Origin of the sequence: Borrelia sp. HM, from assembly GCF_019669085.1 — a bacterium.
GTDB lineage: Bacteria > Spirochaetota > Spirochaetia > Borreliales > Borreliaceae > Borrelia.
Genome location: NZ_AP024401.1, coordinates 207,711 through 231,474 on the forward strand (window position 1 = coordinate 207,711; position 23,764 = coordinate 231,474).

The window sequence follows — 23,764 nt, forward strand, 5'->3', positions numbered from 1 at the left end:
TCCTAATTCATATTTAAAATAATATCCTTAATGACAGCTTCCTCATCCCAAAAAATACTTCGATCTTTATATATTATTGAATTTTCATGTCCCTTTCCAAGTGTAACAACTAAATCACCACTACTTGCAATGCTTATTGCTTTTTCAATTGCACTTCTTCGATCAGGAATAAAAAATAAATTCTCATTTAAAATCTTTTCTGAAATTCCTTCTGCAATGTTTTTAATTATTTGCATACTATCTTCACTCCTTGGGTCTTCATCACAAAGTATTATTATATCTGAGTACCTATTTGCTATTTCCCCTTGTAATCTCCTTTTAAGAAGATCTCTATCTCCAGCAGAACCAAAAACAGAAATCAATCTATTCTTAGACAGTCTTTTAAAGATAGGAAAAATTTTAACAAAAGCCCCAGGAGTATGTGCATAATCAATAATTAAAGAAAAATTTTGCCCAAAATCAATACCCTGCATTCGTCCACAAAGACTCTCAATATTCACAAGCTTATCAATAATCTTTGAAATATCAACATCCATAATCTGATTAACAACAATTAAAGCCGCCATAACATTTTCGACATTAAAACTACCAACCAAATTAACTCTAGCATCATACCTGATATTTTTATGATAAAATTCAAACTCAGTAGAGTTTATTTGTTCATTAATCCTACTTACAAAAAAATCAGCTTCATGGTTCTTTAAACTATATGTATAAGCTTTATTAATAGAATTTAAGAACAGAGAAAAATTATCATCATCCATATTTATAATACCAAAACCATTATTAGCATCTGCAGACAAGAAAAGCCCAAGTTTAGCATTCAAATAATTTTGAATAGTGCCATGAAATTCAAGATGCTCATGAGTAACATTAGTTAAAACAGCAGCAAAATATGCAATATCAATAAGTCTTGATGTACTAGAATCAAGTCCATGCGAAGTAGATTCAATAACAGCATATTCAATATTATTCTCTACCATTTTACTAAGAACTAAATGAATTTCTGTTGACTCTGGAGTTGACTGCCTATAAGGATTTTTAATTAAAGTTCCACTTCCATCCTCAAAAAATACTGTTGAAATAAATCCAACTTTAACACCCATGGATTTTAATAAAGTATAGATATAAAAACAAACAGAACTCTTACCATCGGTTCCTGTAACGCCAATAATCTTCAGTTTCTTTGAAGGCTCATTATAAAAAATATGAGAAAAATTTGACATAAATTTTCTCATATTCCAAGAATCAATTCTAATATATGTTACATTGGAATCATAAAAATCAATATCAGTAGTATGAACAATAACATTGCTACCTCGCTGAATTGCTTCCCCAATAAATTTTTGACCATCAATACGAAGCCCTGGAAGAGCAAAAAATACAAAATTAGATAAAATATTTCTTGAATCATATGCAAGTCCCAATATTTCTACATTACAAGAACCTTTAATCTCCTTGATTAAATTTTTATCAAGCATAGATAAAATATTATTAAGAGTTTTTTTATTCATATTTATAAATATTACAAAAATAAAACTTATTTTTATATAAAAATACAAAAAAGAGAATATTTAAAAAATTTAAACTTCAAGAATCAAACTACAAAAGATCAATCAATATTATTTACAATTTACATATTTTTTAATAAACTAACTAATATTTATATGGCGTCGTACCCAAGTGGCTAAGGGAAAAGTCTGCAAAACTTTGATTCGCCGGTTCGAATCCGGTCGGCGCCTTACAATTTATAAGTTACAGCCAATATAGTTTTATATAAAGAGAAACAAAATTATTAAAGAAAATACCTTAAAGATAAACTAAAATAATAAGTATGTTAGAATTAATAATCATATTAATATCTATAATTCTCTCAGCAATTTTCTCAGCATCAGAGACGGCCTACACATCATTAAGTCTAATTCAACTTCAAGATATAAAGAAAAAAGGCAAGCTAGGAACAATTGTATACCACTTAGCCCAAAATCCATCAAAACTTGTAACAACAATTCTTATTGGAAATAACATTGCAAATATAACAACAAGTGTCCTTACTACAAAATTTGTTCTTGACAACTATGGAAATAATGCCCTTGCTTTATCAACTGGAATAATAACAATAATAGTTCTCATTTGCTCAGAAATATTTCCTAAACAGATTGCTATTATAAATAATGAGCGTATAGTTTTATCAACCTCAATCCTACTCAAGATATTAACAATTATATTAACACCAGTAATATACGCAATTAATAGCATAGTCAAAGGTTTATTAAACCTTTGCAAAATAAAATCAACTCAAAAGATGACTAAAGACAGCATAAAAAACATGTTATTTTTAGCTGAAAAACTAGGTATTTTAGAAAATGATGATAGAATATTCATGCAAAAAATGTTAAACATAGGAGAAGTTAGAGCATCTGAAATTATGACACACCGTACAGAAGTATTTTTACTATCAAGCACATCAAAACTAAAAGATAAAATTAAATTAATTAAAAAAGAAGGATATTCTAGAATTCCTGTATATAAAGGTCAAAATCGAGAACAAATAATTGGAATTTTAATAACTAAAGATTTAATTGAAATTAGTAAAAAAAAACTTGAAAAAAGTATTGTTAAATTTATTAAACCTGCTGTTTTTGTACAACAAAACAAAAGAATAAAAGATATACTAGACATAATGCGACAAAAGCAAAAAATAATGGCAATTGTTATAGATGAATATGGAGGATTTTCAGGAATACTTACAATAGAAGACATAGTAGAAAAAATATTTGGAGAAATATTTGATGAATATGATTTTGAAGAAGAAAAACAACTTATTACTAAAAAAGATGAAAATATATATCTAATATCTGGAGAGACTACATTTGATGAAATTGAAGAAACAGTTGGAATAAAAATTCAACACAAGGACTATATAAATACAATTGGAGGATACATCATGGATTTACTGGATAAAATACCTACAAAAGGAGAACAAGTTAATACAGAACATGGAGAATATTTAATAGAAGAAATTCAAAATCATAAAATAAAAAAAATAACATTCAAAAAATTTGAAAAAGAATGAAAACATTTGAAAAATGTTTTCCCATTATTTAAAATCCAACCTAAAAGAAATATCACAATGTATAAAGAATTTAAAATAAAAATTTACAATTCTTTAGGTATGGAATAATAACAAGGAGGCAAAATGCTAAACAATATAATAAGATTTCTTAATAAAACATATGATTACATGATCATACTAATTATACTAGCAATAATATTAATAATAACTATTTCAAATGTTTTTATAGTGGGGCCATCTGACGAGGCAATTGTTCTTCGTCTTGGTAAGCTTAATAGAACACTTGAATCAGGAATACATATCAAAATTCCATTAATCGAAGAAAAAGTCATTGTACCTGTCAAGATAGTACAAGAAGTTAAATTTGGTTTTAATACAAACCACAAAACAATAAACTCTCCAGATGAAGAGGAAGGAATAATTATTACTGGTGATTTAAACATAATCACTGTTGAATGGTTAGTGCAATATAAAATTAGCAACCCATATTCTTTCATGTTTAAGGTAGAACACCCTGAAGAAACCATAAAAGACATAGCTAAATCATCAATGAATAGATTAATTGGCGACAATACTATTTTTGAGATAATTAATGATAACAGAGTTGGAGTAACAGAAGGAGTAAGAGCTTCTATGAATGAAATCATAAATAAGTATGATTTGGGCATTGATATTGTGCAAGTACAAATCAGAAATGCTATGCCACCAAAGGGAAAAGTTTATGAGGCATTTGAAGATGTTAACATTGCAATCCAAGATAAAAATAAATTCATTAATGAGGGAAAGAAAAAATTTAATCAAGTTATACCAAAAATTAAAGGAGAAGCACTTAAACTAATAGAAGAAGCACAAGGATATAAAGAAAATAGAATAAATAACGCATTAGCTGAAACTGCTATCTTTAATGCAATACTTGAAGCATACACTAAATCACCTGAAATTACACGAGAGAGAATGTATAATGAAGCAATGAAGGAAATTCTTGAAAATAAAGATAATATTGAAATAATCGACAAAAACTTAAAAAATTTCCTACCATTTAAGGAGGTCAAATAAATGAAGCACATATTAAAATTTTTATTTCTTATAACAAAAATTCTAGCTTCTATATTAATACTAGGACTAACACTCTTAGCTATAGTACAACCAATCTATATTTTAAAAGAAAATGAAATTTCAATCACTACAAGGCTTGGAAAAATTGAAAGAACTGAAAATACAGCAGGTCTTAAATATAAAATCCCATTCATTGAAAATGTACAAGTATTTCCCAGAAATATTCTTAGATGGGATGGAGAACCTCAAAGAATTCCAACAGGAGGAGAAGAAAAGCAATTAATCTGGATAGACACAACTGCTAGGTGGAGAATCTCGGATATTAATCAATTCTATACAGCAATTAAAACAATGGACAGAGCCTACACAAGAATCAATGCTGCTATTGAGCCTGCTGTTAGAGGTGTCATTGCAAAATATCCTTTACTTGAAATTATCAGAAGCTCAAATAATCCTATTCAACGCCTATCTGATGGAGTTTTAATACCACAAGAAACTCAAAATAACACAACCTATAAAATTGTCAAAGGTAGAAAAATAATTGAAAATGAAATAATTAAAGTTTCTAATCACAATACAAAAGACATTGGAATTGAGATTGTAGATGTCCTTATTCGAAAAATAAGTTATGATCCAAGTTTAATTGACTCAGTACATAACAGAATGATTTCAGAAAGGCAACAAATTGCAGAAGAGCAAAGAAGTTTGGGAATTGCTGAGCAAACAAAAATCCTTGGTAGTATTGAAAAAGAAAAATTAAAAATATTAAGTGAAGCAAGAGCTGAAGCAGCTAAAACTAAAGCTGAAGGAGATCTTAATGCTGCAAAAATTTATGAAAACTCTTATGGACGAAATGCTGAATTTTACAAATTTTGGCAAACACTAGAAAGTTATAAAACCACACTTAAAGATAAAAGAAAAATATTCTCAACAGATATGGATTTTTTCAAATATTTACATAATAAAAAATAAATCATATAAAATGGGCAACTATTTAATTTTAGTATCATGCCCATTTTTATCAAAAAAATTAAATTTTGATATCAATAATTAATCATCGCAGTAATAATGCTTTAAGCTTGAAAAATTCAACAATAATTCTTTATTGACAAAAAATCTTGTTTATGAAAAAATAATTTCTGTTAATAAAGAAACTATGATCTTTTAAAAAATCTAACCGCTGTAGCTCAGTTGGTAGAGCAAAGGACTGAAAATCCTTGTGTCAGGAGTTCGATTCTCCTCGGCGGTATTATCAGTTAAAGATTTTTATGTGTAACAACACAGCTAAGATTTAAAAGGAGTAAAAATAAGCTTTAATCCTCGTATGTTAAAACTGTTTAATGTGTAAAAAAATATGGCTGTGGTATTAATTGATAAAGTATAAAACTAATATTCTTGTCTCAAAAGTTCAATTTTCTTTTAGAAAACAATATTAAAGATTTGGTTTTAAAAGGTATGCCAATGATTCTTAAAGAAATAAAAAAAATAGAAGATCTAACAGAAAACGATATAATATATTTAAATATTGGAAATCTGACTAAGTTAAGTACAAGAATAAATGAAAGGATAATTCAAGTTCTAAATAAAGGCAATGTTTCATACATACCAGTAATAAATAATTACAAAAATCTTCCACATGAAAAACTAATAAACATAGTTAATGACGAACTTATAAAAAATGAAATAAATTTTTTAAGGGAAGACCTAGCAGAAGTTTTAAAAGACATATACAAACCATTCTCAGAAAAAGATAAAATATTTACAATTGCTGGGAAAAAAACAACAATTAATTTAAATACTCTCATGGAAAAAGAACCTGATCATATTTACCATAAAGAAATTATTGAAGCAAGTTCTAATATTTTACCAAGACACAAAATAATATCTATTCAAAAAATACTATTAAAAATATATAACCACTTTGATTTACAAAGAATTAAAAATGAAGATAATCTTAATAACACAACAATAATACAAAAACTATATCTGTACTCAATAAGAAGAGATTATGAATTCTTTAGAGGACAAATACAAACAGAAGGCGATTCAATACTGCTACACGCAATTGATACTACAATATACTTTTTAATAACTATTTCACAGTTAAATAAAGAAAGAGCAAGAAAAGATGCACCTCGTTTAACATCAAAATTTTTCATTGACAAATCAGAATACACAGAATTCACAGAATTTTTTTATGATAATGATACTATATTGCAAGCCGCTCTTGGAGTCTTATTGCACCCAATAGGACTTATGCATATCACAATATTACAAGAATTAAGAGAAAAGATTAGCCTTAAGAATACATATGTAAAAGAACAATATATATCCAAAATAGAAATTCTAGAAAAAAGTGTCAATGTTTCTAAAAACCTATTTAGAATGAGAGAAGATATTTCTGCAATTACAAAGATGATGATAAATGGACAAAAAAATTATCTTAACATCAACAATGATTCAAACAATATAATGAAAAAATTTACCCATGAACTTATTAGAATATTTTGTATAATAGATGTTTATGATGAAATGGTTAATCCTATAATTATTAAAGAACCCGTTAATCCATTAGAAGCTATTGAATTTTTAACAACAAACAGTGCTCAATATCATTGGCAACAAGATAAACCAGAGGAATACTTACTAAATAAAAAATTTGATGTCAAAATGCTACAAATTTTTTTGAAAGTTCTTGCACCATTTGATTATGGGACAATACTAGATATATATACAAAAAATTGTAATAAACCCATATTTAAAGCAGTTGTCCTTGAATATACAACAGGCAAAATACCTATTGTATCCATTATAAAAAAACATGACAAATCCTATAAAATAGGAGATATACTAATGAATGTTGAAGCCAAAGAAATTATTATCAAAAGACAAAATGGAACAATTAAAAAAAATTCATTCAAAAATACTGACGAATTTGAATTTAGACACAATATTGAAGAACTCAAAAGTAATGAATTCAGACTTTTGAGTTCTAACCAAGAATAAAATCGTATTTTAGATACAAGAATTTACTTTAAAAAAATCAAGTCTTGATCCCCCATATTTTCTAAAATCATGTCTAGAAAGTCTTAAAATATTGTCATCTAAACTTTCTCTAGAAGGATAATGAATAATAATTTTTACATCTGTATTTAAACTTTTATTTCTTGATATTATTTTAAGCAAATCCTCTTTAAAACCATATTTAAAAGGCGGATCAAGATAAATAACATCATAAAAAAGATTACTATTTTTAAGAAAAAATTCAGCCTTACTGAAAAAAAATTTGTAAGGTTCACTTACAAACTCAAAATTTTTCATTAAAGTATTCTTAGAAAACCTATTATAATCAACAAGATGAACAAGACTAGCTCCCCTACTTAGAGCCTCAAGAGACATAATCCCTGTACCTGCAAATACATCAAGAAAATTGGATCCTAAAATTTGATTAAAAAGAATAGAAAAAAATGCTTCCCTAACAACAGCCATCACAGGACGTACACTACCTGTTTTAGGAAAATTAATTTTTTGTCCCTTATATTTACCTGCACTTATATGCATAAGAGCAAATTCTAAACTATTTTAAAAAAATGTTAAATGTTTACAATCCAAATTCTGATATAATTTTATTTAGGAGAAACAAAGTATGAAAGGTATTATCTTAGCAGCAGGATATGGAACAAGATTCTTACCCATTACAAAGACTATCCCAAAAGAAATGTTGCCAATTTTAAACAAACCATCAATTGATTACATAATCGAAGAATTCACTACTTCTGGAATTAAAGAAATATTAATAATAACCTCAAGAAGAAAAATGGTCTTGGATAATTATTTTGACAAAGAGGTTGAACTTGAAGCTGCATTTACAAAAGAATGCAAAAAAGATTTGCTAGAAAAAATTAAAGTTAAAGATATCAATATTAGTTTTATAAAGCAAAATGAAATGCTAGGCACGGGTCATGCTTTATTATATGCAAAACCTTGGATAGGAACTGAAGCTGTAATAGTGGCATATCCAGATGATTTACATATTGGAAATCCATCTTTAACAACACAATTAATAGAATTGCACAACAAAACCGGAAAAAATATATTATCTGTTATTGAAAATCCCAAAAACATTAATAGATATGGAGTAATAGAATTAAGTGAAGATAACATTCATGTAAAAAACATCGTAGAAAAACCAGAAATTGGCAAAGAACCAAGCAATAAAGCATCTATTGGAAGGTTTTTATATACACATGAATTTTTCCAGTATTTAGAAGATGGGTTTAAACTTCACAAAAAAGGAGAATATCATCATGTTTATGCTTTAAAAAAATTGATATCTGAAAATAAAGTATTATATAAAAAAGTAGAAGGCGAAAGACTTGATATAGGTGATGTTGATGGTTATTTAGAAGCAATAATAAAAGTTTCAAAACGTGACGAAAAATTACTAAAAATTATCAAAAAATCATTAAAGGACTAAATGAAATTATTAACAAAAAGTCAAACATTTTATGATAATCTTAGAATGTTAAAAAAACACATAATCTTAAACATAGAAGAAAAAATTTTAAGGTATAGCATATTATCAAAACTTTACAAACTCAATGAATCCGATATTAAAAATCTTATCAAAGTAAGTAAAAATTATGAACTTAAAAAAAATTCAATAAATATTACACTTGAAGAATATTATTATGAAGAAATACAAGATACAAAAATCAAAAACTGGATACTTGAAATAATTAGAGAAAAAAATTTATTACACATAACAAAAGAAACAAATTTTATTAGTAAAAGATCTGGCATCACATATAAACTAAACGCCACTAACTTTCTAAAAATAATCGAAATACAAAACAATCACACATATACAGAAGAAAAAAAAGAATTATATAAACAATTAATCTTGAATTTCTCTAGTAATTTAAAGGTAGAAAATTTAGAATCAACAATAGATATATTACTAGCCGTAAGACATCGAAACAAGAAAAAAATTAGCCAAATATTGCAATACAATCAATCATTGCAAAGATTATTCAAATCAAGCTTAAGAAAAAAACAAAGCAGAATAATTAAAATAAAAAAATTGCTTATTTTAACCTATTGGCCAGTCGGATGTCTATCTCAATCACTTTTTAACAAAATTCTAACACAAAACTACAGATATATAATAGATGAAGTTTTAACCTTAAAATACGATGAAATTCTAAAATACCTAAGAACAATAAAAACATTAAGTCTTAATGAAATTTTTTACAAAGGATCAAATAAAAATTCTAATTTTAACTACTTCTTAAGTGAATTTGTACAATATACCCCAAAAGATTTCCACAATACTTTAAAGACTTATATATCTTCACTTGAAATAAGTACAATAAAACAATATTTAGAATGGTTTTTTAAAGACAAAGTACCAAATGAATGGAATGACTTTATATTTGCAATTAAATATATTGAAAAACATAAGCTGATGAACTTAAATGCAAATATAGAAAATATCACCATAGCAAAATTTAAAGCAGAAGAATTTTTTGTCTCATTTGAAAAAATGAATTTTAATCCATATGAAGATTTAAAAATCTTTCAAAACAAACACATCAAAAGAACATTTTTACAAAACGTAATAAAATATATAAACGATAATACGAAAAAAATAGATACGTACGGATGGATGGCATTTTATATATATGCAGATGAAGATGACAAAGTAAAATTTTCAAAGGATATAGAAAACTTTTTTAAAAACAAAAATTTTGAAATTCAAAATCAAATATTTGTCTACTTCCTATCTTTTTACCCAAATATTGATAAAAAAATTTTTAACTTTATATCAGAAATCATAACACAACTTGATAAGAGCAAAATCACAATACCTAAAAAAATAATAAATATGAAAAAAATAAGTTCTTATAATTTAAGCTATCATAAATCATATATTTTAATTAAATCGTTGATTTTAAGAACAAGGGTATTTAAAAAAATACTAAATAAAAATATTAATCTAGAGGAATTTAAGACTGAAACACTATTACCCGCCATATACTATATTGCTTATTATGCCAAATCAGACCCAGTATCAGAACAATTGAAAGAAGAAAAAACAATGTCAACAGAACAAAGAGAAGAAATAATGAAATTTGTCATATTCTTAAATCAAGAACAAAATAATTTTGACTTTAAAACACTATGAAATATAGAAATATTTGCTTGAAAGTAATAAAATAATATTCATAAAAGATATGAAAAAATTCTTATTACCGCTTAAAAATTTATTCATCTCACTAATTTTACTATTGAATTCAAATCTCGGGTATTCACAAAGATTAATTAAAATTGGACAAGAAGAAATAAAAAGTAAAAACTACCCACAAGCAATCAAAATACTCAGCGAAGCTATACAGAAATATCCAACAGTACAAAATGGATACTATTTCTTAGCAATAGCTTATAGAGAAAATAATCAATTAACAGAAGCAGAGGGAGCATTACTAGATGGAATTGCAATAGGGGGAGATATTGATTATAAACTATATTTTGAACTAGGTAACATAATGTTTAAACGAGGAGAGGGTTATTATAATTTAGCAATTAAATATTATTCTAACTCAATTAAAAAAATGCCTAATTATGACAAAGCACTACTTAATAGAGCAAACTCCTATGTAGAACAAGGAAAAATTAATTTTAAGCAAAAAGATTATAAAAATTCATGGGATGCATACACTATGGCAATCCATGATTATTCTCAATTTATTACATTAAGATATGAAAGTGAAAAAAGACAATCTATTCTCCATATGATAGATCTTTTAAGAAATAAAAAAGCAAAACTTGAAAAAATTGATAAAAGTCTAAAAAATAGAAGTGAACAAATGATTAAAGAACAACAAAAAGAAAAAGACGAAAACAAGACAAAAGAACAACAACAAGATAAGACAAAACAAATACAACAACAAGATAAGACAAAACAACAACAACAAGATAAAACAAAACAAATACAACAACAAGATAAGACAAAACAAATACAACAACAAGATAAGACAAAACAAATACAACAACAAGATAAGACAAAAGAACAACAACAAGATAAGACAAAAGAACAACAACAAGATAAGACAAAACAAATACAACAACAAGATAAGACAAAACAACAACAACAAGATAAGACAAAACAACAACAACAAGATAAGACAAAACAAATACAACAACAAGATAAGACAAAACAACAACAACAAGATAAGACAAAACAACAACAACAAGATAAGACAAAACAAATACAACAACAGCAAGATAAAACAAAACAAATACAACAAGATAAGACAAAACAAATACAACAACAGCAAGATAAAACAAAACAAATACAACAAGATAAGACAAAACAACAACAACAAGATAAAACAAAACAAATACAACAAGATAAGACAAAACAAATACAACAACAAGATAAGACAAAACAACAACAACAAGATAAAACAAAACAAATACAACAACAAGATAAGACAAAACAAATACAACAACAGCAAGATAAAACAAAACAAATACAACAAGATAAGACACAACAACAACAACAAGATAAGACACAACAACAACAACAAGATAAAACAAAACAAATACAACAACAAGATAAGACAAAACAAATACAACAACAGCAAGATAAAACAAAACAAATACAACAACAAGATAAGACAAAACAAATACAACAACAGCAAGATAAGACAAAACAAATACAACAACAGCAAGATAAGACAAAACGGGATAAGACAAAGGATCATCTACAAAATAAAAACACAATGATTAAAAAAGAATTTGAAGACAATTTAAAAACGGATTCTTTAATTGAATTAGACAAAATTAATTGGCAAGAGGAGTTAAATATAGATGAATAAAATAAGAAGCTTACCTATACTAATAATTTTAATATTATTACTTATTGCTTCATTTGGAGGCCTTGGTTATTATGTGTATAAAAAACGTCTAAACAAAAACAACCAAGAAATAATGTTAAATGAAGTAAAAAATAGTATTATGGAGAGAAATTATAAAAAAGCACACTCAATAACAAAAATTCTAAAAAATAAATACCCACAAAATACAGACATTGCAATCCTTGAAAATACTTTATCAGAACTTGCAAATAATAGCCCATTTGAATCAAAAGATTTACAAAGAGATACTGCTAATCAAATACTAGATAAAATACAAGGAAAGGAACAATCAATACCAATAAATAATGAAAATTCCGAGATTGCTTTCAATAATAAATATATAAAAGACACTACAAAAACAGAAAATTATGCAGATAGAAAAAATGATACTGGTATTGAAAACGAAGATATTTTAGAATTCAAACAAAACACAATACCTGAGAATCTAAATAAAAATAAAATCTCAAATTATGAAAAGCCAAAAAACCTAGATAGCACTAAACATATTGAACACAAAAAAAATCAATTTAACTTAAAAAAATTAAAAGAAAGTCTAAATAAAGAATTAAATAAAGCTGAAAGCTTCCAACAAGATATCTCAAAACAAGTTTTAGAAAAACACAAACAAAATGAAGATAAAATTATCCAAAAGAAGATAGATGACTTGAAAGAAAATAAAATAAATCAAAATCTAAATACTAAGAAAAGAGATCCTATTGTAAAACCAGAAATTAAAATAAACAGCACAGATATAAAAAAAACTTCCATTTTACAAAATCAAATAACTAAAAAAATAGATAGGCCTTATAGTTATATTATAAAAAAAACACTCTATGAGATATTAGATAATATTAATACCGGAAATCCTTTATTTGCTAAAAAAAGACTTAATGAACTCATTCAAAAAGGATTAAGTGATAAATTTAATAAAATTAATGATCTAATTGATAAATCACAAACTCAAGAAGCTGCTAATCTCTTAATCAAATTAATAAAACAAGATATTGAACCAAATTTAGCTAACTTAGCAACTAACAACTTAGCTAACACAGAAAAAGCTCCTTTTAACAAGGAGCTTTTCAAAAAAGAACAACATAAAAAAGAAAAACCTAAGCTAAAAAGACTTTCAATAGACGATCAAACCTCAACAGAAAAAAATCTCAAAACCCGTACAGATAATTCCAATCAATCTATAAACGATTTAGAATCTCTTAAAATGATAGCATTAGCAAGTGAGAGACATCAAAATTTTAAAAAGGCTGAAGAAATTTATGACAAAATTGCAAGCATTACACAAAACGAAGAAGATTACTATAAAATTGGAGTGATAAAATTTAAACTAAACAAATATGAAGAATCAATACAAGCATTTGATAAAACAATATCACTAAATCCAAAACATAAAAAGGCATATGCAAATAAAGGAACAAACTTAATATTATTAAACAAACTAAAAGAAGCAATTGAGGTTTTCAATAAAGCAATTGCAATCGATCCAAACTATGATATTGCATACTACCAAAAAGGAATAGCAGAAGAAAAAAACAATGACAAACAAAATGCTTTTTTAAGTTTGAAAAAAGCTTACGATATTACTAAAAATCCTTATTACGCCCTTCAGGCAGGAATTATTGCAAACCATATGGGTAACTTTAAAGACAGTGAAAAATATCTAGATAAAGCAATAGCTTCAATAAAAGAAAAAAATGATATTATGTTTTACAACTTAGCAATATCAAAATTTGAAAATAATAATATTAATGACTCATTAAAAATTATCAATAAAGCTATTAACATAAATCCGCAAAAACCTGAATACCTATATTTAAAAGCATCCATTTATCTAAATAAAAAAGATTATAATAAAGCAATACCACTTTATAATAATGTAATTTCCAAAAATCCTGAAAATATTACAGCTCATATAAACTTAGCAATAGCATACGAAAATTCAGGCAATATACTAAAAGCAATTGAAATTCTTGAAAAAATTAGAAATAAGAATCATTTACTAGCATTAAACAATCTTGGCATACTTTACAAAAAACAAAAAAACTATCAAAAAGCAATTGAAATTTTCCAAAAAGCAGAATCTCTCTCAAGTCTTGAAGCAAAATATAATCTTGCAACTACCTTTATTGATATAAAAGATAATAAAAGAGCTACTAAAAAATTACAAGAATATATAAAAGAAAATCCAAACAATCCAGAAGCCTTACACGCTTTAGGCATAATAGAATACGATAATAATAAAAATGATACAATACTTAGAGATGTTATTAAAAAATTTCCTAATTACAAACATAACAATATAATAATGCAAATAATAAATAAATGAATAAAATCAAATTCCTAGATAAAACTTTAGTACAAAAAATAGCAGCAGGAGAAGTCATAGATAGACCTTGCTCTGTTTTAAGAGAATTGCTTGACAACGCAATAGATTCTGAAGCAGATAAAATTGAAGTTTTTCTTGAAGAAGGTGGTATACGCAGAATACTAATAATTGATAATGGTAGTGGGATAAGTAAAGAGGATTTAAAAATATGCTACCTACCCCATACAACCTCAAAAATCACTGAAGAACAAGACCTTGAAAAAATAAAAACACTAGGATTTAGAGGAGAAGCTCTATCAAGTATAGCTATTTGTTCAAATCTTACAATAACAAGTTCAATTACAGGAGAAAACAGTTACCAAATTGAAGTTGAGAATGGAGTTGAAAAGTATTTTAAAAAGCAATCTGCAATAAATGGCACAATAATAGATATTACAAATCTATTTTATAATTTTCCTGCAAGAAAAAGATTCCTAAAAAAAGATTCTGTTGAAACAAAAATGTGCATAAAAGTTTTTGAAGAAAAAGCTGTCACTCATCCCAATATTGACTTTAAACTAAGTATAAATAATGAGCTAAGAAAAGTTTATTTTAAAGAAAGCCTCATAGACAGAGTGCAAAGCGTATATGGAGAAATGATCGAAAACAATAAATTTGGAAAAGTAACAGCTGAATATGAAAATGTAAAAATGAAGATCTTTTTTGCTCCTCCTAATTTTTCAAGAAACGACAGGCGAAATATAAAAATATTTATAAATAGAAGACCCATCGAAGAAAAAAGCATACTAGAAGCAATTATTGAAGGACATAGAAGAATACTAACTAACAGAAATTTTCCAATATGTTATTTATTTTTAGAAATAGATCCCAGATGTATTGATTTTAATATACATCCTCAAAAAAAAGAAGTAAGATTTTTTAACTTACCATTTCTGCCTAAACAAATTGCAAACAATATTAACGCATTCTTTGATAGAGAAAAAAAAGAAATTTTACAAGATTATCATAATATAATAATAAAAAGACAATTAACAAATGATGCTCATCTATTACAATCTGAACATGATTCAACAAACCCAGATTTTCAAAATTATGAAATTATAAACAATAAAGAATTCGTTCTAAATGCACCACAGGATAATAAAATAACAAATATAATAGAAGATAAAGTAAAATTTGAAAGTCAAAATCTAATTCATAAAGATAAACCATCATTTAAAAATCACATACAAAATATTTTTCTACAAACATCTACAACAATAAACGAAATTCAAAAACCAATAGAAAAGCATATATTTAGATATATGGGGCAACTATTCTCAGAATTCCTAATAGTAGAAAACTATGATGAAGTCTATTTTATAGATCAGCATGCACTTCATGAAAAAATCATATATAAAAATCTAATCAATTCAAAAAAAACTATCCAAAATCTTTTAGTACCAATTAAATTTCAAGTAGATTCTGAAGATACAAATAAAATATTAGAAAGCGAATTAGAAGAATATATCAAAATAGACATTATAGTTACCAAAATAAACAATCAAACCTATCAACTAGAATCAATTCCCAATATTTGCAACAAGTATGAACATATTATTATTCAATTTTTAAAAACAAGAAAAAGCAAAATCATTGATTCTTTGGAAACCGAATTATATGCAACACTTGCATGTAGACAAGCCATTAAACGCAATGATACAATAAGTTCTGAATTTAGTAAATTTTTAATAAATGAATTTTTCAATCTCAAGCTAAAGCATTGTCCACATGGAAGAAAAATTTACCATAAGTTTTCCAAATTTGAGCTTGAAAAGAGTGTAAATAGAAAATAATGCAAATATGTTTATGATACAAGATCTTAAATCCAAAATTCAAAAAATAATCTCAGAGAGAGACAAAAAATTAGTTGAACTTGGCAAAATACTTAAAAACAATAATGTAATAGAACTTAAAAAATTAGAATCTTACACATCTTTAAAGTTAATAGAAAAAGAAATATCTCATCTTCAAATAAAATTAAGTCAAGCAGAAGATAATGCAATTAAATTAAAAGAATTGTATCAAAAGATTACAAACCATAAAAAAAACAAAAAATATATTATGCAAACATACGAAATGAAACTTAAAAAAGTTATTGAAGTAATAATAAATCAATATCCAAATAATCTGTCATTAATTTCAGAATACAAAATGAACTTTACCAAATTTATACTTGCAAAATATAAATATAAACAAATCGAAATAATAAAATTCAACGAAAAAATTAATTTTTTAAAAAGATTTATGAGAAATATCAATTCAATGCTAAAATCAATCATCAATCAAATAAATATAAAAACAATAGAAAAAGAATTTGAGACAAAAATACTAAAAAAATATTTATTCTCAGAAAGCTTAGAACAAATGGTTAATAAATTCATAGAAAATCAAGACCTAAGCAAAGAAATTATTGAAGAATACAGATTAATTAATGAAATTCAATCAGAAATCATAAATACAAAAAGTAAAATAAAACACCACAAAACTAAAGAAAATATTCATAATCAAAATAAAATAGAAAGCACAATTAATATTGTTCAAATAAATAAAGAAGCTATTTTAAAAAAAATTGCCGAAGAATTTATTGAAATGTCAAAAACAGAAAAAGGATTAAATAAAAGTGGAGCAATTAATTCATTGTTAGAATCAATAAAAGCTCTAAATCAACAAATATCTAAATTAGACACAACTTTAATAAAAACAATCAAAATCGAAGAAGTTGAAAAAATACAGCAAAATATTAAACAACTAATAAGTAACAAAGAATCAATTGAAGATAAATTAAAAGCATTAAATTCAAAAATAGAAGCTATACAAAATGAAATCAATGAACTTGACAATCAATAAAAAAGTAAATACAATATTTCAAAGCTTTAAGAGACGTTAAATATGTTTAATAGCTTTTTAGCTTTGATTATAAAAAGGGCCCATAGCTCAGTTGGTTAGAGCCCCCGACTCATAATCGGGTGGTCCCAGGTTCAAGTCCTGGTGGGCCCAAACTTAATTTAATTTAAAAAATAAATTAGAATTTTTTCCTATGAAATAAAATCCCAGATAAGTATCAAAATCACCACCACTTACTTGAACATTACCTAAATCTTCTATCTTAACAACTGAATATAAAAAGTCAATTTCACCCTCAGGTGTTTTAATCAAATACACCTTATTGCCACTAATTTCCTTTAATTTAACCATATCTTTCAATTTATATACATAATCATGCACTAAAAATAACTCTTCTTCTGACAAGCTTAAATTTATGATAATATCCTTACTATATACTCTCATTCCAAAATCAAAAAGATGAACCTTTGCTTCAAAAGCTTGAAAAGTTTTATCCCCAACATTAAACCTCAAATCTCGACAATAAAGAATATCCTTACCAAGTACAGAATCAACAAAATAAGAAACATATTTATCCTTAGTTATTTCAATAAATTCCTTACTATTAATATTTTCAAAAACAAATTTGCTTATATCTTTAGAATTTAAAACTCTAACGGCCAAATCAAAAGTCATAAAATAATCGGACTTATTCTTAGTGAAATAATAATTAAGTACATAATCAACTTCCCGCAGATCAGGATAACTCATCTCACAAGAAAAAAAAGCAATAAAAAAAATTAAATAAAAGAATATTTTGTTAATATTTAAATCTCTCAACATATTCTTTTGTTTCAGGATTAACCAAAATTTTATCCCCAATATTAATAAAAAGAGGTGCTTTTACTGTCAAGCCAGTATGAAGAGTAACACTCTTCATTGCATTAGTTACAGTATCGCCTTTTACAGCAAGCTCAGCATCTACAACTTCAAATACAATTTTTGGAGGCAATTTAAGATCAAGAACTTCATCTCCCCACTTGATAAGGGTATAAACCTCAGCCTCTTGCAAAAACAAAAACTTATCCTCAATGTTTGCAACTTCTTTTAAATTCACATTAAATTGCTCATATGTCTCTAAATCCATAAAAATAAGATTTTCATTTTCCTTATAAAGATATTGAGAACTAACTTCTAATACTTCAATTTCTTGTGCTGTATCAGCACCTTTTAAGGTTTCATGAACAATAGACTTATTTTTAAGATTTTTAAGTTTTAATTTTACAATAGAACCACCTCTACCCATTTTGGAAAATTCTCGTTCAAGAACAACATGTGGCACACCTTTAAAAAGTAAAAAATAACCCTTTTCAATATCACCAGACTTAATGACACCCATCTAACACCTCAAATTCATAATCTGTATAATAACTTATATCAAAAAATGAAAATATTTACTATTCATTGACTTATCTAAGATTAATGATATTATATATAGGTATAAAAGGAGTTAATTTTAATGCAAGCAATCAAAATGCTTTTTGCTATTTTACTAGCTTTTTTATTTAGTAATTGTACAAATAAAAGCAAGGAAAATGTAATTGCAATAGGTGGATCTACCTCAACAACATCTATCATGGATGAAATAATTTTAAGGTATCAAAAAATAAATGATCAACTAAAAGTGACTTATGATGCACAAGGTAGTAGCGTTGGTATTCAAGGGTTATTTGATGGTATTTATAAAATTGCAATATCTTCAAGAGACGCAACTGAGGAAGAAATAGCTAAAGGAGCAAAAATTACAGTGATTGCTTATGATGCTTTAATATTTATTACAAGTCCTGATATCAAGGTCACAAATATTACAGAAGAAGATTTAGTTAAAATACTTAATGGAAATATTAGAAATTGGAAACAAGTTGGTGGTCCTGATGCTAAAATTAACTTCATAAATCGAGACTCATCTTCTGGTTCTCATTCATCTATAAAGGAACTATTGCTTGATAAAATATTAAAAAATCCTGAAGAGACCCAATTTAGACAAGATAATATTGTGGTAAAATCTAATGGCGAAGTAATTGAAAAGGTAAGTCTCACATCTCATTCAATTGGTTATATCAGTTTTGGATATGCAAGAAATTCAATAGAAAAGGGCCTACACGTACTCTCAATAAATAGCATATATCCTACAAAAGAAACAATAACAAAGGATAAATATACTATAAAGAGAAATTTAATAGCAATCACAAACAGTATTTCTGAGGATCAAAACACACTTGACTTTATTAATTTTATGTTAAGTCCAAGTGGACAAGATATTGTTGAAGAACAAGGGTTTATCAGGCTTCACACAACTGAACACAACTAAAATCATGATAAACCTGACTAAAAATTTAAATTAAATATAAACTTAGCAAAGTGCATTTTCTATAGGGGAACTCTTTTAAAGCATGAAATTAACTTTAAAGACAAAAAGAAATATTGTTAAGTTGGCTTTCAACTGTTTTATTTTTGTATCAGTAACAATTAGCACTTTGACAATAGTACTACTAATCTTATTCATAATTAAAAACGGATTAACTCCATTTCTTTATAATAGAATTAAAATTTTTAATTTTTTATTTAGTACAAACTGGGATCCAACTAGCAGGTTACAGAAATCTTACGGAGTTTTATCTTTCATTATAAATTCAGCTTTAACAACATTCTTTTCTGTATTGATTGCATTACCAATTGGACTTGGATTTGCCATTTATCTGTCTGAAAAAGCAAAAGGAGCTTATCAAAAAATATTACAAACCACAATAGAACTTTTAGCAGGAATTCCAAGCGTTGTTTATGGATTTTTTGGAAGTACATTTATAGCCTCACTTATAAAGCACATCTTTAAAAGAGAAGATAACTTAGGATATAACCTAATAAACTCAGTAATAGTTTTAAGTATAATGATACTCCCAACAATAATTAGTGTTTCATACACAGCGCTAAAAGCTGTTCCAAAATCATATAAACTAGCATCTGTTGCACTAGCTGCAACAGATTGGCAAACAACATATAAAGTGATGATTCCTTCAGCTAGAAGAGGCATCCTAGCTGGAATAATACTAGCAATAGGAAGAGCCATCGGTGAAACAATAGCAGTTTTAATGGTTGGCGGTGGTTCGCCTCTATTTATAACAAATATATTTTCACCCATTAGAACACTAACAATAAACATTGCAATAGATATGGGATATGCATCTGGCACTCACAGAGAAGCTTTATTCTCTACAGCACTAGTCTTATTATTACTAGTAATAATAACGAACTCAATTAAGCATTTTATTCTATCTTCGTCTAAAAGGCTAAAAGTTAAGTGAATAAAATTAAAATAAATAAATTATTTAATAAAATCGCATTTTGTATAATCAGATGTATTGCCTATTCATTAATAATGCTACTATTTTTTTTAATATCTTACATATTATATAATTCACTATTCTTTACAAGTAAAAAGCAAACAATATTTTTAGATGACAAAAAACACTTTTTACCCTTTAAATTTAATGATCAAATAATCAAAATTGCCTTTATTGTTAATAAGAATATAAAAGCAGAAGACATAACCACTCAAGATATCTACAACATATACAACAATAAAATTTCACACTGGGGAAGCATATCGGATCAAAATATCGATATAGTTCCAATTGCAAGTTCACAGTCAAATACTATAAGTAAAGTTATACTCAACATTTTTACCAAAGGCAATAAATTTAACAATAGATATATAAAGATTGTAAAGTGTAATCAGGAGATGATAGAAAATGTCAATAAAACATCAGGTGCTATTGGATACTTAAGAAAAGAAGAACTTGAAAAATTAGATTTTAAAAAATATCCTGAAATCAAATCCTTAAAAATTAGCTCCATGTCTATCTTAGTAGGCAAAAAAACATTACAAAAAAGTGAAAATGAAATTATTGACATACTAAGTCTTAATGAAGTTAAAAAATTACTCATAGGCAAGACAGATTGGAATAAATTAATATCTAAAAATATCAAACTAAATATCATAGAATATTCAGATTATGACCAAAATGCAATAAAAATAGTAGAAAAAAATGAAGGTACAATTGCAGTTGTACCTTGGCATGCTTTTTATAAAAATGATGCTCCTTTTCTCAAACTATACTATATTCAAAAAAGCATGCCCTTAAATTTAAATTTTATATTATCCACCCCAAGAAATTCTGGAAAATATGGGGGTATTTCTTACTTAATATTAAATACATTTAATGTCATACTATTAACAGCAATAATCTCAGTTTCAATAGGAATTGGAACTGGAATCATGCTTGCAGAATATACTTCTAATCAAGTATTGTATAAAACAGTATCTATGAGCGTTGATATATTATCATCAATTCCCGCCATTATTTTTGGGCTTTTTGGACTTATATTTTTTGTTCCAATTTTCGGAATGGGAATACTGTCTGGAGCTATAACGAGTTCTTTAATGATATTGCCAATGATTATTAAAACAACTGAAGAAGCACTAAAATCAATTCCTAAATCATATAAATATGGTTCTCTTGCTTTAGGTGCCAATAAAACAGAAACTATAATTAAAATTTTATTACCCGCTGCTAGTCAAGGTATATTAACAGGAATAGTTCTTGCAATAGGACGTGCTCTTGGAGAGACTGCTGTACTACTATTTACAATGGGAACAAATTTAGGACTTGCAAGTTCCTTGAATGAACCTTCAAGAAGTTTAACTGTACATCTACTATTATTATTTCAAGAAGGATACCTAGACAAAGGATTTGCAACAGCATCAATACTCATAATAATGATACTTTTAATAAATTTAATATCAAAATTTTTAATTCATAGACTATACAGGATAAAATAAATGATTGAAGATAAAGCAATTATCAAAACTGAAAATTTAAATTTGTTTTATACAGATTTCAAGGCATTAAGTAACATTAATATATCAATACTAAGAAATAGCATTACAGCCTTAATAGGCCCATCAGGTTGTGGAAAATCAACATTTCTTAGAACACTAAATAGAATGAATGATCTTGTCGAAGGTGTCAAAATAGAAGGAAAAGTCATATATGAAGGCAAGAGTATCTACTCAAATAACTTTGATGTACTAGAACTTAGAAGAAAAATTGGAATGGTTTTCCAAACTCCTAACCCATTCCTAATGTCAGTATATGATAACATAAGTTACGGACCCAAAATCCATGGAATTAAAGATAAAAGACAACTTGATGAGATAGTTGAAAAATCTCTAATAAAATCTGCTCTCTGGAATGAAGTAAAAGATAAACTTAATAAAAATGCTTTAAGTCTCTCAGGAGGACAACAACAAAGACTCTGCATTGCAAGAACCCTTGCAATTGAGCCAAACGTAATATTAATGGATGAACCTACTTCTGCTCTTGATCCAATCTCAACAGGAAAAATTGAAGAATTAATAATAAATCTAAAAGAAAGCTATACAATTATAATTGTAACTCATAACATGCAACAAGCTGGACGAATATCTGATAGAACGGCATTTTTCCTCAACGGATATATTGAAGAAGAAAGCCAAACAGATGATCTATTCTTCAATCCTAAAAATATTAAAACAGAAGAATATATCACTGGTAAATTTGGCTAATTAGCCTAAAGAAACATCAAGAAACATCATCAAAGCAAATCCCAAAACTCCAAAGATAGTTGGGACCTTGTTATCAATATCTTTTCTTTTAGCTTCAGGAATTAATTGTTCAATTGAAACATAAATCATTGCCCCTGCAGAAAAAGATAAAGCAAAAGGCAAAATCCTAGTAAAAGTATAAACTGCGTAAGAACCCAAAAATCCGCCTATAATTTCTACTAGACCTGACATTTGACCATAATTAAAGCACTTCCACAAAGGCACATTGCCCCGTCTTAAAGGTAAAGAAATAGCTGCACCTTCTGGCATATTTTGAATACCAATTCCTAATGTCAAAATCATAGCTCCAATTAAAGTATGAAGGTCAGGAGAAGAAGCTAAAGCACCAAAAGCAACACCAACAGCAAGTCCCTCTGGAAAATTATGCAACGTAACAGCTGTAAAAAGCAAAAAATCTTTTTTACCATGCCTTGTTAAATCATCATCTATAAACGCAAGTTTATCAAGATCTGGTACAAAGACATCTACAACATATATAAAAAATGCCCCCAAAAGAAATCCAAAAACTGCCGGCATCCACGCAACATAACCAAGTTGTTCTGCCATCTCTATTGCCGGCTTAATAAGTGAAAAAAAACTAGCAGCAATCATAATTCCTGCTGAAAATCCAAGCATAGCATCCATTATTTTATTGTTTACCCTTCTAAAACAAAAAACAGCAGCCGCTCCAAAGGCTGTAGTAAACCAAGTAAAAGTAGAACCCAAAAATCCTAGAAAAATAGGATGTAAAGTCACTAAATAATCGCACAAATTTCTAAACATAAAGTTACCCTCCCTATATC

General features: G+C 26.8%; 19 protein-coding genes and 3 tRNA genes. 17 read left to right on the forward strand and 5 right to left on the reverse strand.

Annotated features, from left to right (window positions below):
• Positions 1-2: 2 nt before the first annotated feature.
• Positions 3-1,514: a UDP-N-acetylmuramoyl-L-alanyl-D-glutamate--2,6-diaminopimelate ligase gene (locus K5563_RS00990; protein ID WP_221037154.1), complete on the reverse strand. Its 1,512-nt coding sequence runs from the start codon at positions 1,512-1,514 to the stop codon at positions 3-5.
• Positions 1,515-1,669: 155 nt separating this feature from the next.
• Between K5563_RS00990 and K5563_RS00995 the strand changes: the two genes are divergently transcribed.
• From K5563_RS00995 to K5563_RS01020, 6 genes are all read left to right on the forward strand, one after another.
• A tRNA-Cys gene (locus tag K5563_RS00995) sits at positions 1,670-1,742 on the forward strand.
• Positions 1,743-1,834: 92 nt separating this feature from the next.
• Positions 1,835-3,076 carry a hemolysin family protein gene (locus tag K5563_RS01000; protein ID WP_221037155.1) on the forward strand — a complete coding sequence of 414 codons (1,242 nt, stop codon included), beginning with the start codon at positions 1,835-1,837 and terminating at the stop codon, positions 3,074-3,076.
• A 123-nt stretch (positions 3,077-3,199) separates the two neighbouring features.
• Entirely contained in the window at positions 3,200-4,132 is a 933-nt protein-coding gene (hflK, locus tag K5563_RS01005) for an FtsH protease activity modulator HflK (protein WP_221037156.1), read from the forward strand.
• Positions 4,133-5,104, forward strand: a complete 972-nt coding sequence (hflC, locus tag K5563_RS01010; protein ID WP_221037157.1) for a protease modulator HflC — start codon at positions 4,133-4,135, stop codon at positions 5,102-5,104.
• A 204-nt stretch (positions 5,105-5,308) separates the two neighbouring features.
• Positions 5,309-5,381: transfer RNA gene (locus K5563_RS01015), tRNA-Phe, on the forward strand.
• Between the two features lie 212 nt (positions 5,382-5,593).
• Positions 5,594-7,138, forward strand: coding sequence for a hypothetical protein (locus tag K5563_RS01020; RefSeq protein ID WP_221037739.1), 1,545 nt, complete (start codon positions 5,594-5,596; stop codon positions 7,136-7,138).
• Between the two features lie 9 nt (positions 7,139-7,147).
• Here K5563_RS01020 and rsmD read toward each other — a convergent pair whose 3' ends face one another.
• Positions 7,148-7,693, reverse strand: a complete 546-nt coding sequence (gene rsmD / locus K5563_RS01025) for a 16S rRNA (guanine(966)-N(2))-methyltransferase RsmD (protein WP_221037158.1) — start codon at positions 7,691-7,693, stop codon at positions 7,148-7,150.
• 85 nt (positions 7,694-7,778) lie between these two features.
• Between rsmD and K5563_RS01030 the strand changes: the two genes are divergently transcribed.
• The 7 genes from K5563_RS01030 to K5563_RS01060 all read left to right on the forward strand — a co-directional run bounded on the left by K5563_RS01030 (position 7,779) and on the right by K5563_RS01060 (position 17,431).
• Entirely contained in the window at positions 7,779-8,609 is an 831-nt protein-coding gene (locus K5563_RS01030) for a UTP--glucose-1-phosphate uridylyltransferase (protein WP_221037159.1), read from the forward strand.
• On the forward strand, positions 8,610-10,319 hold the full coding sequence (locus K5563_RS01035) for a BB_0208 family protein (protein ID WP_221037160.1): 1,710 nt from the start codon (positions 8,610-8,612) through the stop codon (positions 10,317-10,319).
• A gap of 49 nt (positions 10,320-10,368) precedes the next feature.
• Positions 10,369-12,015 carry a tetratricopeptide repeat protein gene (locus tag K5563_RS01040; RefSeq protein ID WP_221037161.1) on the forward strand — a complete coding sequence of 549 codons (1,647 nt, stop codon included), beginning with the start codon at positions 10,369-10,371 and terminating at the stop codon, positions 12,013-12,015.
• Entirely contained in the window at positions 12,008-14,392 is a 2,385-nt protein-coding gene (locus K5563_RS01045; RefSeq protein ID WP_221037162.1) for a tetratricopeptide repeat protein, read from the forward strand. Before K5563_RS01040 ends, K5563_RS01045 begins: the two co-directional genes overlap by 8 nt.
• Complete coding sequence (gene mutL / locus K5563_RS01050; protein WP_221037163.1) at positions 14,389-16,227, forward strand: DNA mismatch repair endonuclease MutL; 1,839 nt, start codon at positions 14,389-14,391, stop codon at positions 16,225-16,227. The genes K5563_RS01045 and mutL overlap by 4 nt, the downstream gene beginning before the upstream one ends.
• Before the next feature lie 13 nt (positions 16,228-16,240).
• Complete coding sequence (locus K5563_RS01055) at positions 16,241-17,281, forward strand: hypothetical protein (RefSeq protein ID WP_221037164.1); 1,041 nt, start codon at positions 16,241-16,243, stop codon at positions 17,279-17,281.
• Positions 17,282-17,357: 76 nt separating this feature from the next.
• Positions 17,358-17,431 (forward strand) — tRNA-Ile (locus tag K5563_RS01060).
• 3 nt (positions 17,432-17,434) lie between these two features.
• Here K5563_RS01060 and K5563_RS01065 read toward each other — a convergent pair.
• Both K5563_RS01065 and efp read right to left on the reverse strand, forming a co-directional pair.
• Positions 17,435-18,100 carry a hypothetical protein gene (locus K5563_RS01065; protein ID WP_221037165.1) on the reverse strand — a complete coding sequence of 222 codons (666 nt, stop codon included), beginning with the start codon at positions 18,098-18,100 and terminating at the stop codon, positions 17,435-17,437.
• Complete coding sequence (gene efp, locus K5563_RS01070) at positions 18,078-18,656, reverse strand: elongation factor P (RefSeq protein WP_221037166.1); 579 nt, start codon at positions 18,654-18,656, stop codon at positions 18,078-18,080. The genes K5563_RS01065 and efp overlap by 23 nt, the downstream gene beginning before the upstream one ends.
• Positions 18,657-18,776: 120 nt before the next feature.
• Between efp and K5563_RS01075 the strand changes: the two genes are divergently transcribed.
• The 4 genes from K5563_RS01075 (at position 18,777) to pstB (ending at position 22,922) form a co-directional block, all read left to right on the forward strand.
• Positions 18,777-19,628, forward strand: a complete 852-nt coding sequence (locus tag K5563_RS01075) for a phosphate ABC transporter substrate-binding protein (RefSeq protein ID WP_221037167.1) — start codon at positions 18,777-18,779, stop codon at positions 19,626-19,628.
• Between the two features lie 82 nt (positions 19,629-19,710).
• The gene (gene pstC, locus K5563_RS01080; RefSeq protein WP_221037168.1) at positions 19,711-20,619 is read left to right on the forward strand and encodes a phosphate ABC transporter permease subunit PstC; all 909 of its coding nucleotides are present in this window, start codon (positions 19,711-19,713) and stop codon (positions 20,617-20,619) included.
• Complete coding sequence (gene pstA, locus K5563_RS01085; protein ID WP_221037169.1) at positions 20,616-22,157, forward strand: phosphate ABC transporter permease PstA; 1,542 nt, start codon at positions 20,616-20,618, stop codon at positions 22,155-22,157. Before pstC ends, pstA begins: the two co-directional genes overlap by 4 nt.
• Positions 22,158-22,922 (forward strand): phosphate ABC transporter ATP-binding protein PstB, encoded by a 765-nt coding sequence (gene pstB, locus K5563_RS01090; protein WP_221037170.1) that lies wholly within the window; start codon positions 22,158-22,160, stop codon positions 22,920-22,922.
• Here pstB and K5563_RS01095 read toward each other — a convergent pair whose 3' ends face one another.
• Positions 22,923-23,744, reverse strand: coding sequence for a ZIP family metal transporter (locus tag K5563_RS01095; RefSeq protein ID WP_221037171.1), 822 nt, complete (start codon positions 23,742-23,744; stop codon positions 22,923-22,925). It lies immediately after the preceding gene.
• Between the last annotated feature and the right edge of the window lie 20 nt (positions 23,745-23,764).

Bases quoted from the DNA above. Each gene is read 5' to 3' on its own strand.
- hflC (WP_221037157.1), top strand. From the start codon at position 4,133: ATGAAGCACATATTAAAATTTTTATTTCTTATAACAAAAATTCTAGCT.
- K5563_RS01030 (WP_221037159.1), top strand. From the start codon at position 7,779: ATGAAAGGTATTATCTTAGCAGCAGGATATGGAACAAGATTCTTACCC.
- hflK (WP_221037156.1), top strand. From the start codon at position 3,200: ATGCTAAACAATATAATAAGATTTCTTAATAAAACATATGATTACATG.
- efp (WP_221037166.1), bottom strand. From the start codon at position 18,656: ATGGGTGTCATTAAGTCTGGTGATATTGAAAAGGGTTATTTTTTACTT.
- mutL (WP_221037163.1), top strand. From the start codon at position 14,389: ATGAATAAAATCAAATTCCTAGATAAAACTTTAGTACAAAAAATAGCA.
- K5563_RS01075 (WP_221037167.1), top strand. From the start codon at position 18,777: ATGCAAGCAATCAAAATGCTTTTTGCTATTTTACTAGCTTTTTTATTT.
- K5563_RS01045 (WP_221037162.1), top strand. From the start codon at position 12,008: ATGAATAAAATAAGAAGCTTACCTATACTAATAATTTTAATATTATTA.
- K5563_RS01035 (WP_221037160.1), top strand. From the start codon at position 8,610: ATGAAATTATTAACAAAAAGTCAAACATTTTATGATAATCTTAGAATG.
- rsmD (WP_221037158.1), bottom strand. From the start codon at position 7,693: ATGCATATAAGTGCAGGTAAATATAAGGGACAAAAAATTAATTTTCCT.
- pstC (WP_221037168.1), top strand. From the start codon at position 19,711: ATGAAATTAACTTTAAAGACAAAAAGAAATATTGTTAAGTTGGCTTTC.
- K5563_RS01055 (WP_221037164.1), top strand. From the start codon at position 16,241: ATGATACAAGATCTTAAATCCAAAATTCAAAAAATAATCTCAGAGAGA.
- K5563_RS01095 (WP_221037171.1), bottom strand. From the start codon at position 23,744: ATGTTTAGAAATTTGTGCGATTATTTAGTGACTTTACATCCTATTTTT.
- K5563_RS01000 (WP_221037155.1), top strand. From the start codon at position 1,835: ATGTTAGAATTAATAATCATATTAATATCTATAATTCTCTCAGCAATT.
- K5563_RS00990 (WP_221037154.1), bottom strand. From the start codon at position 1,514: ATGAATAAAAAAACTCTTAATAATATTTTATCTATGCTTGATAAAAAT.
- pstB (WP_221037170.1), top strand. From the start codon at position 22,158: ATGATTGAAGATAAAGCAATTATCAAAACTGAAAATTTAAATTTGTTT.
- K5563_RS01065 (WP_221037165.1), bottom strand. From the start codon at position 18,100: ATGTTGAGAGATTTAAATATTAACAAAATATTCTTTTATTTAATTTTT.
- K5563_RS01040 (WP_221037161.1), top strand. From the start codon at position 10,369: ATGAAAAAATTCTTATTACCGCTTAAAAATTTATTCATCTCACTAATT.
- K5563_RS01020 (WP_221037739.1), top strand. From the start codon at position 5,594: ATGATTCTTAAAGAAATAAAAAAAATAGAAGATCTAACAGAAAACGAT.